At 62.8% G+C, this 8,096-nt stretch carries 6 protein-coding genes; 3 read left to right on the top strand and 3 right to left on the bottom strand.

What is annotated here, in order from left to right:
• Positions 1–246: 246 nt before the first annotated feature.
• The 3 genes from FXY94_RS03390 to FXY94_RS03380 are packed head-to-tail and all read right to left on the bottom strand — an operon-like array spanning position 247 to position 3,352.
• Complete coding sequence (locus FXY94_RS03390) at positions 247–1,176, bottom strand: carbohydrate ABC transporter permease (RefSeq protein ID WP_016663623.1); 930 nt, start codon at positions 1,174–1,176, stop codon at positions 247–249.
• 1 nt (position 1,177) lies between these two features.
• Positions 1,178–2,089, bottom strand: coding sequence for a carbohydrate ABC transporter permease (locus FXY94_RS03385; RefSeq protein WP_016663622.1), 912 nt, complete (start codon positions 2,087–2,089; stop codon positions 1,178–1,180).
• A 12-nt stretch (positions 2,090–2,101) separates the two neighbouring features.
• Positions 2,102–3,352 carry an ABC transporter substrate-binding protein gene (locus FXY94_RS03380; protein ID WP_016663621.1) on the bottom strand — a complete coding sequence of 417 codons (1,251 nt, stop codon included), beginning with the start codon at positions 3,350–3,352 and terminating at the stop codon, positions 2,102–2,104.
• A 130-nt stretch (positions 3,353–3,482) separates the two neighbouring features.
• On the opposite strand from FXY94_RS03380, the gene FXY94_RS03375 reads away from it, so the two are divergent.
• The 3 genes from FXY94_RS03375 (at position 3,483) to FXY94_RS03365 (ending at position 8,092) form a co-directional block, all read left to right on the top strand.
• Positions 3,483–4,553 carry an ROK family transcriptional regulator gene (locus FXY94_RS03375; protein ID WP_040386411.1) on the top strand — a complete coding sequence of 357 codons (1,071 nt, stop codon included), beginning with the start codon at positions 3,483–3,485 and terminating at the stop codon, positions 4,551–4,553.
• Positions 4,554–4,562: 9 nt separating this feature from the next.
• Positions 4,563–5,447: an SDR family NAD(P)-dependent oxidoreductase gene (locus tag FXY94_RS03370; protein ID WP_016663619.1), complete on the top strand. Its 885-nt coding sequence runs from the start codon at positions 4,563–4,565 to the stop codon at positions 5,445–5,447.
• A 1,148-nt stretch (positions 5,448–6,595) separates the two neighbouring features.
• Positions 6,596–8,092: a sodium:solute symporter gene (locus FXY94_RS03365; RefSeq protein ID WP_016663617.1), complete on the top strand. Its 1,497-nt coding sequence runs from the start codon at positions 6,596–6,598 to the stop codon at positions 8,090–8,092.
• Positions 8,093–8,096 lie beyond the last annotated feature (4 nt).

Here is an 8,096-nt window from a genome sequence, read left to right as displayed (position 1 = left end):
CGGCGCGGGTGGGGAGCGGCCTTTTCTTCATCGAGAGTGACGGCCACGAGGCAGCGGCGGGGCGGTACGGCGGCCAAACCGTTCCACTTCATAAAAAAAGTCGCTCCCTCCCCGCACGTCGCGGGTGGGGAGGGACTTTTTCTTCATAGAGAGTGACGGGCTCGAGCAAAAACAGCGGCCACGAGCAAGAGCAGCGGGAACGAGCAAGAACAGCAGCCACGCTCGCGGCGCACGCATGCGCCCGAATTACTTGGTCGAGCCTCGCATGACGCCCGAGATGATCCACTTCTGCGCGAACACGTACACGAGCATCATGGGCGCGATCGCCATGAGGTAGCTCGCGAAGGAAACCGGGTAGTTCGTGTTGAACTGGCCCTGGAACACGTACTGCGCAAGCGGGAGCGTCTGCGAATCGGGATCGGAGAGGATCACGAGCGGCAGCATGAAGTCGTTCCACGACCACAGGCACGTGAGGATGCCGACCGTCGCGTTCATGGGGCCCATGAGCGGGAACACGATCTTCCAGAACACGGTCCATGTCGAGGCGCCTTCGAGGCGCGCGGCCTCTTCGAGTTCCTCCGGCAGTGACTTCAAGAAGCTCACGTAGAGCAGGATGTTCATCGCGAGCCCGTACACGGTGTACAGGAGGATCAGGCCGGCTTCATTGTCGATACCGAGCGCGGCCGTCTGCTTCACGACGGGCAGCATGATGATCGGGAAGGGCACGAAGAGCGCCGCCACAAAGAAGTAGTAGAGGAACTGGAAGCTCTTGCGGTGGAGGTTACGCGCGATCGCGTAGGCCACCATCGAGTTCGTGAGCAGCGTGACGATCACGGCGCCGACCGTGATGATCGCGCTCGTCATGAGACGCTTCGGGAACTCGGTGAGGCGCCAGGCCTCCACGAAGTTGTCGAGGTTCCACTGGTTCGGCAGGCCGAAGCCGCTCTCGGCGAGCTCGGGTGCCGTCTTGAACGCGGTCACCACCGCAAAGTACAGCGGCACGAGGATCGTCAGGGAAAGAACGGCCACGAGGGCGGTCGCCCACCAGTTTGTGCGGTGGAGGCGGTAGCGGCGCTTGTTGCGCGGGGGCTTTCCGACGCTTGCTCCGCCCTTCTCGATGCTTTCGTTCGTGGGTGTTTCTGCGGCACCCGGGGTGGGGATCGACTGGGTACTCATGTCAGTTGACCTCCTTCGACTGAAGGAATCGCAGCTGCGCGAACGACAGCACGATGAGGATGATGAAGTAGATGACGCCGTTCGCCGTCTGGTAGGCGAATTCGCCGCCCTGGAAGCCGTTCTTGAAGATCAGGAACGAGATCGATTGGGTGGCGGTGCCGGGGCCGCCCTCGGTGAGGGCAACGACCTGGTCGAACACGCCAAGGGAGTTCTTGAAGCTCAACACGACATTGATGGTGAAGAACGGCATGATCAGCGGGAACGTGATTTTCCAGAACTGCTTCCACTTGTTCGCGCCGTCGAGCGAGGCGGCTTCGTAGACCTCTTCGGGCACGGTTTGCAGGCCCGAGAGGTAGATGAGGGTCGTGAAGGCGACGCCCTGCCACACGCCCACGAACACGATCGCGAGCCACGCGAGGCTCTCATTGGCAAGCAGCGAGGAGGAGAGCCATTCCCAACCGAGCCACTGGCCGATGAGCGGAATGTTGTTCGTGAACAGGTAGCTGAAGATGTACGAGACGATCAGCACGGGAAGCATGTACGGGAGGAAGAAGATCCCGCGGAAGAGGTTCTTCGCCTTGATCGCCGAGTTCAGCAGGAGCGCGAGAACCATCGCGATGACGTTCGTCGCAAGCGTCGAGGAGATCGCGAAGAGGAACGTGAAGCCGTAGCTTCCCCAAATCACGTCGTCCTGGAACAGGAACTTGTAGTTGTCGAGGCCCACGAAGCGCCAGTCGCCGTAGCCCTGGTAGTTCGTAAACGTGTAGAAGATGCCCTGGATGAGGGGCCACACGAGCAGGGCCACGAAGATGATGATCGCGGGAATGACCATCCACACGTGGGCGGGATCGATTCGCTTCTTTTTTGAGCGAAGTACCGGCGCGGAGCCGGATTTTGTGTGCGTTGCAGACACGGTGGCTTCTCCTTACGCCGTCGCGGCCATGCGCTTCGTGACCTTGTCCCACTGCGTGTCGAGCGTCTTGATGAACGCGTCGATGTTGTGGTCGATCAGGAACTGCTGCATGTAGTTGTTGAGGTTCACTCCCTGGGGGAAGTTGTGGTCGGAGTAGGTCGCGACGAGGTTGTTCGCGAAGTAGTCCTGGAGCCCTTGGAGCGCGGGGTCATCCGGCTCGGTACCCTTGAGGGTCGGGTAGGCCACCTGCTCCTTGCAGTAGGCGAGCATGTTCTCTTCCCGCATGACGTAGCGGATGAAGTCGAGGGCTTCTTCCTCGTGCTCGGGTTCGACGCCCATCGTGAGGGCCACGTCCACGCCGGAAACCACGCGTGTGTCGGCGGGGTCATCGGCGGGGGTCGCGAAGGTGCCGAGGTTGATGTCGGGGTTGTAGGAGCGGATCGCGGGGATCGCGTAGGTGCCGTGCACGTAGATCGCGGCTTTGCCCTGGGCGAAGCCCTGGTTACCGCCGTTGTAGTCGACCTCGTACTTGTTCTTATTGCCCATCTTGGCGATCTGGTTCATCTTCTCGAGCACGGGGCGAAGATCCTCGAAGGTCGTGTCGCCCTCGAGGCGCTTTTGGTACCACTCGGCAACATTCGGAAGGAAGTTGCCGGAGATCGACGAGAACATGGGCGCGCCGGTCCAGTTATCGCGGAAGCCCCAGTAGAACGGGTCCACGCCGCCCGCGGAGAATTCTTCTGCCGCGGCGATGAGGTCGTCCCATGTTTTGGGCGGCTCGATGCCGAAGTCGTCGAAGATGTCCTTGTTGTAGATCATGCCTGAGCCGTTCGTGGAGAGCGGCAGGCCGTTGACCTCGCCTTCCGCACCGGCACCGAGGCTTGGGAGGATCTCGCCAACGGCTTCCTGGACGTCGCCGAGAAGGTCGGTCTTCGCGAAGTCGTAGAACACGCCCGAGCGGGCGATCGAGCCGAAATTGTAGTCGCCGTTGATCGAGACGATGTCGGGCATGCTGTTTTTCACGAGTCGCACGCGCAGCGCCGTGACGTTGTCGGCCTGGAAGTTTTGGCGCACGTGAACGTTGTTCGATTGCGCGTTGAAGTTCTCGCAAATCGAGTTGAACAGGTCGATGGCCTCGGATTTAAACTGGAAGTATTCGAGCGAGGTGCCGCCCGAGTTCGAGCCGCCGCATCCCGCGAGCGCGCCGAGGGTCCCGAGACCCGCCATGCCCGCGAGGAAGCCGCGACGGGTGGTGGTCGCCATGGTTTCTCCTTGAGGTGCGTCTTCAATGACCTACTTATTTTCGTTATAAAATAAATCCCCGTCAAGCGCATTCCCCGAAGTGGGAGGCAAGTCGCGCTACACCCCGCAGCATCTGGCAAAGTTGAGAACCGTGAACACCCCAACCGTCCCCGAGCGCCTCACGCTCGACACGCTCCCGCCGTCGGCAAGGCGCGTGTATCTCGAGCTGCTCCGCTACGGGCCGCTTCCGCGCACGCAGCTCGCCGAGCGCCTCGGCCTGAGCGCCGCCTCCCTCACGCGCGTCACGACCCCGCTCGTTGAAGCGGAGCTCATGCTCCAGGGCGCCCCCGTTCCAAGCGAGGTGGGCCGGCCCGCAATCCCCCTCTCCGTGAACCTCACGAGCTTCGCCCTCATCGGGCTGTCGATCACCCACGAAAGCCTCGTGGCGATCGCCACGGACGCGCGGGCGACCGTGCTCGACTCGCGCACACTCAGCCTCACCGACCTGCAGCCGAACACTGTTCTTCGCGAAGCAGGCGCCCTCATCGCTCAGCTGCGCGAATCGCTGGCCGCCTCCCACCCCGGCCTGCCCGTCGCCGGAATCGGCGTGAACATCGGTGCACAAATCGACGATGGCCGCATCGTCCGCGAAGCCCCATTCCTCGAATGGACGAACGTGCGCGCCGCCGATCGGCTCGAAGAACTCACCGGCCTCCCCGTCCTCATCGTGCATGACCTGACCTCCCTTGCCGAAGCGGAAAACTGGTTCGGTGCGGGCCTTGAGGCCTCGAGGTTCATCGTGGTGACCGTCGGAATTGGCACGGGCTTTGCCCTTGTGCTGGACGGGCGCGTGATCACGGATGAGAACACGGGTTTCGGCACGGTCACCGAGGCCATCCGGGGGGCCGACTGGCCCGATTTGAGCGGCGCCCGCCCCCTCACCGCCGAGGAGTCGGCGCGCGCGGCCCGCAAGGTTGGGCGGCTCGTGGGCACGGCCGCCGCGTTCACGATGCCGCAGGCCGTCGTGATCTCCGGTGAGGGCGCGCGGTTCCTCGCGGGCAACGAGGAGGAACTCGACGCGGGCATCGCCGAAGTGAGGCACGTGAGCGCGAGCGGCCTCGACATCCAGCTTCGCGAGCACGACTTTGCGTTCTGGGCGCGCGGCGCGGCGACCGCCGCGATCCAATGGATCCTCGGCGTGGGCGAGGGCGCCGCTCGATAAACTCGAGGTATGGCTACGAAGAGCGCAACGCGCACGACCAAGACCCAAGCGACCCCCAGCGCACTGACCTCGGAACTGATTGTCATCACGGGCGCTTCCGCCGGTATTGGTGCGGCTCTCGCGCGGCGCCTCAGCGAGAGCGAATGCCGCCTCATTCTGCTGGCCCGGCGCAAAGAGAAGCTCGCACCGCTCGCGAAAGAGACCGGCGCGGCATACTACCCCGTCGATCTTTCGGATCCCGACGCCGTCGCGCAGGTGTGCGAGCGGATCCTCGCCGAGCACGGCACGCCCGACATCCTCCTCAACAACGCCGGATCGGGGCGCTTCCTCAGCATCGAGGAGACGAGCCCCAAGGAGGCGCGCGAGCAGATGGCGCTGCCGTACTTCGCGGCCTTCGACATGACGCGCGGGCTCATCGAGCCGATGCTCGCCCGCGGCAGCGGCACGATTTTCCAGATCAACTCCCCCGTCGCCCAGATCGCGTGGCCCGGCGCCGTGGGGTATGCCGCCGCCCGCTACGCCGTTCGCGGCTTCACCGAGGCTCTGCGCCAGGACCTTCACGGCACCGGGATCAACGTGGGCTCGCTGACCCCCACACGCGTGCACTCCGACTACTTCAAAGCCAACCCCAACTCAGAAAAACGCGTCCCCAAAGTCGAGCTGCTCGTGGGCACGATGACCCCCGACGAGGTTGCCGAAGCCGCCGTCCACGCCCTCGAACACCGCCCCAACAAGGACTCGAACGCCCCGTGGCGCTGGGCGCTCAGCGCCCCGATCGCGCGCGCACTCCCCGAGCCGTTCCTGTGGCTTTTCCGGGCCACGGGCTACAAGCGCCCGCGCGGCCGGATCGCTGGCCGGGTGCTGGGTCGGGGCCGACGCTTGCCGCGCGCCTAAGTGTTCCCCTGAGTGAGCATCGAGCGCATCGCCCCGAGAAAAAGAAACCAACGTAGCAGGCTCACTGCACTAGGTTGCGGCGCGGGCACTAGGAGACTGATCGGTTGCTTTCGCTACCTCAGTCGAACGGTTGCCCTACATGCGAAAAGTAGTACGGGAAGCGCGAGACACCAGATGCTCCTCCGCTCTAGACTTCACCTATGTCACGGCTCACATTTTGGAGATTTGGCGGCCTTCCCGCAGCTCTGGCGCTCGCACTAGGCGCTCTGGCGGGGTGCACACCAACAGCAGAGCAAGCTACTCCTGCAAGCACTACCGACGCGACACCACGCCCCTCCGTCGAAAACGCGACTCCGGAGAAAGAAAGCGATCCTGCTGAGCAGAAAAAGGATCCACACAGCCAAGCTCCTCCAAAAGCAGAGTCCAGGAATGTCACCCCGGGGGATCCGCACTTTGCTCTAGAGATACTCCTTGGCACTCCTGGCGCAATAGAAGACCACCCAATACTGCCAAGTGGGGGGACTGCGGAGAGTTATATTTCTTCCACTACGCCGTTCAAGGTCGAATCGGTGCTAGATAACAGCGGTCCGCGAACGTTTCATTTTTACTGCACAGAGGAGGCTGCTCAGTTCACTTTCACAACCCAGACGAGCGACCTTGTGCGTTCCGGGCCTTGCTCCGCCAATCGGGTCGTAAGCTTCACGCTTCCCGCAAGCGCCTATAGAGACGGAAAATTGGTCCTCAACATCGATTCAAGTATTGCTGGCACGCCCGTAGAGGTGCTCACGGAGAGAAAAAACCAATGACACTCACGAATGTCACACAGTCAGCCTAAGCGGAATTGCAGTGTCGCCCTATCCTCATCACATCTCGCAACTACCGCATGAATAAACGGCATTGGGTTTCGTTGACGCCGGGGCCGAGCCTTAGCGCGGATCTCGTGCGTGTACTCGTGACGGAGTCCTCTCTCTCCTTGTTGTGGAGAAACTGCCTCGGACTCAGAGGCCGATAGACCCGAGAGTAAAATTTTCTTCCAAACTCTAGGGTTTGCCCGTACGATGGTTTCACGCGCAGCGTTGCGCACCTCCTGGTGAGCGGCGCCGCACAGTGTCCCTTCGACCTCGTCGACGCACGCCCTAGGAGTATTCATGCAGGTCATCGACATCGTGGTGGTGATCGCGTACCTCATCGCGACCGCCTGGCTGGGCCTCAAGCTCAGCGGTAAGCAATCGGACGCCAAGGACTACTTCCTCGGCGGGCGCGATATCCCGTGGTGGGCGGTGTGCTTGAGCGTCGTCGCCACGGAAACGAGTGCACTGACCGTGATCGGCATTCCGGTCATGAGCTACGTGGGCGACATCAGCTACCTGCAGCTCGGCTTCGGCTACATCGTGGGCCGTGTTATCGTCGCCTACCTCCTGCTCCCCCGCTATTACGACGGCGAGATGGTCACGGCTTACGCCTACCTGGGTAAGCGCTTCGGTTCGGCTACGCAAACTACGGCGGGCGTCACGTTCCTCTTTACGCGCCTTTTGGCCGACGGTGTCCGCGTTCTCGCCGCCGCCATTCCACTCAAGATCATTCTCGACGGGCTCGGGGTGCACACGAACTACTTCGTCATCATCGTCGTGCTCGCGGTCGTCACGATCCTCTATACGTTCATTGGCGGCATTCGCGCGGTCGTGTGGGTCGACGTGGTGCAAATGTGCCTCTACGTCGCGGGCGGCCTGCTCGCGATCATCGTCGTGAGCTCCTCGCTCGGCTTCTCGTGGTTCACCGATGCGGTCGAGGCGGGAAAAACGAACCTGTTTATCCTTGGCGAGAACCCCATCAGCGGCGCGTCGGGCCTCATTCCCTCGCTGCTTGGCGGCACCGTGTTCGCGATGGCCTCGCACGGCTCGGATCAGCTGATCGTGCAGCGCCTGCTCGCATGCCGCACGAAGGCGGAGGCGCAAAAGGCACTCATCGCGTCGGGCTTCGTCGTGGTCGTGCAGTTTGCGATCTTCCTCGTGGTGGGGCTCGCGCTGTGGGGTTGGTACCACCATGCCACCCCCGCTGACCTCGGGCTCACGCGCGACGACGAGATCTTCCCGAAGTTCATCATTGAGGGTCTGCCTGCGGGCATCTCGGGCTTGCTCCTCGCGGGTATCCTCGCGGCGGCGATGTCCACGCTGTCGTCGTCGCTTTCGGCGCTCAGCTCCTCGACCGTCACGGATGTCGTCGCGAAGCTGCGCCGCACTCCCATGACGAAAGCCGACGAGCTCAACACGGGCCGTATCGCGACGGTCGTGTGGGGCCTCCTGTTCATTCTCCCGGCGACGTTCTTCCGCAGCGATGAGGGAAGCATCGTGGTCCTTGCCCTCGGCATCGCGGGCATCACGTACGGCGGGCTGCTCGGCGCGTTCGTGCTCGGCATCGTGAACAAGCGCGCGCGAACCCTCGATGCGAACATTGCATTCCTCTGCGCGATTGCGACGAACGCCTTCTTCTTCGTGATGGAGAAGTACGTCGTAGGCGAGGTGTGGATCGCGTGGCAGTGGTATCCGCTGCTCGGCGTGCTCGTCACGCTCGCGGTCGGCGGCTTGCTTTCGCTCAGGCACCCGGCCCCAATTACACCGGAGCCCTCGGCCGAGCGCTCCGCTTAAAAGA

The sequence above is a fragment of the Dermabacter jinjuensis genome (assembly GCF_902381725.1).
In the GTDB taxonomy this organism is placed as follows: domain Bacteria; phylum Actinomycetota; class Actinomycetes; order Actinomycetales; family Dermabacteraceae; genus Dermabacter; species Dermabacter hominis.
This window is presented reverse-complemented; position numbering and strand designations above follow the sequence as displayed.

Bases quoted from the DNA above. Each gene is read 5' to 3' on its own strand.
- FXY94_RS03380 (WP_016663621.1), bottom strand. From the start codon at position 3,352: ATGGCGACCACCACCCGTCGCGGCTTCCTCGCGGGCATGGCGGGTCTC.
- FXY94_RS03365 (WP_016663617.1), top strand. From the start codon at position 6,596: ATGCAGGTCATCGACATCGTGGTGGTGATCGCGTACCTCATCGCGACC.
- FXY94_RS03390 (WP_016663623.1), bottom strand. From the start codon at position 1,176: ATGAGTACCCAGTCGATCCCCACCCCGGGTGCCGCAGAAACACCCACG.
- FXY94_RS03370 (WP_016663619.1), top strand. From the start codon at position 4,563: ATGGCTACGAAGAGCGCAACGCGCACGACCAAGACCCAAGCGACCCCC.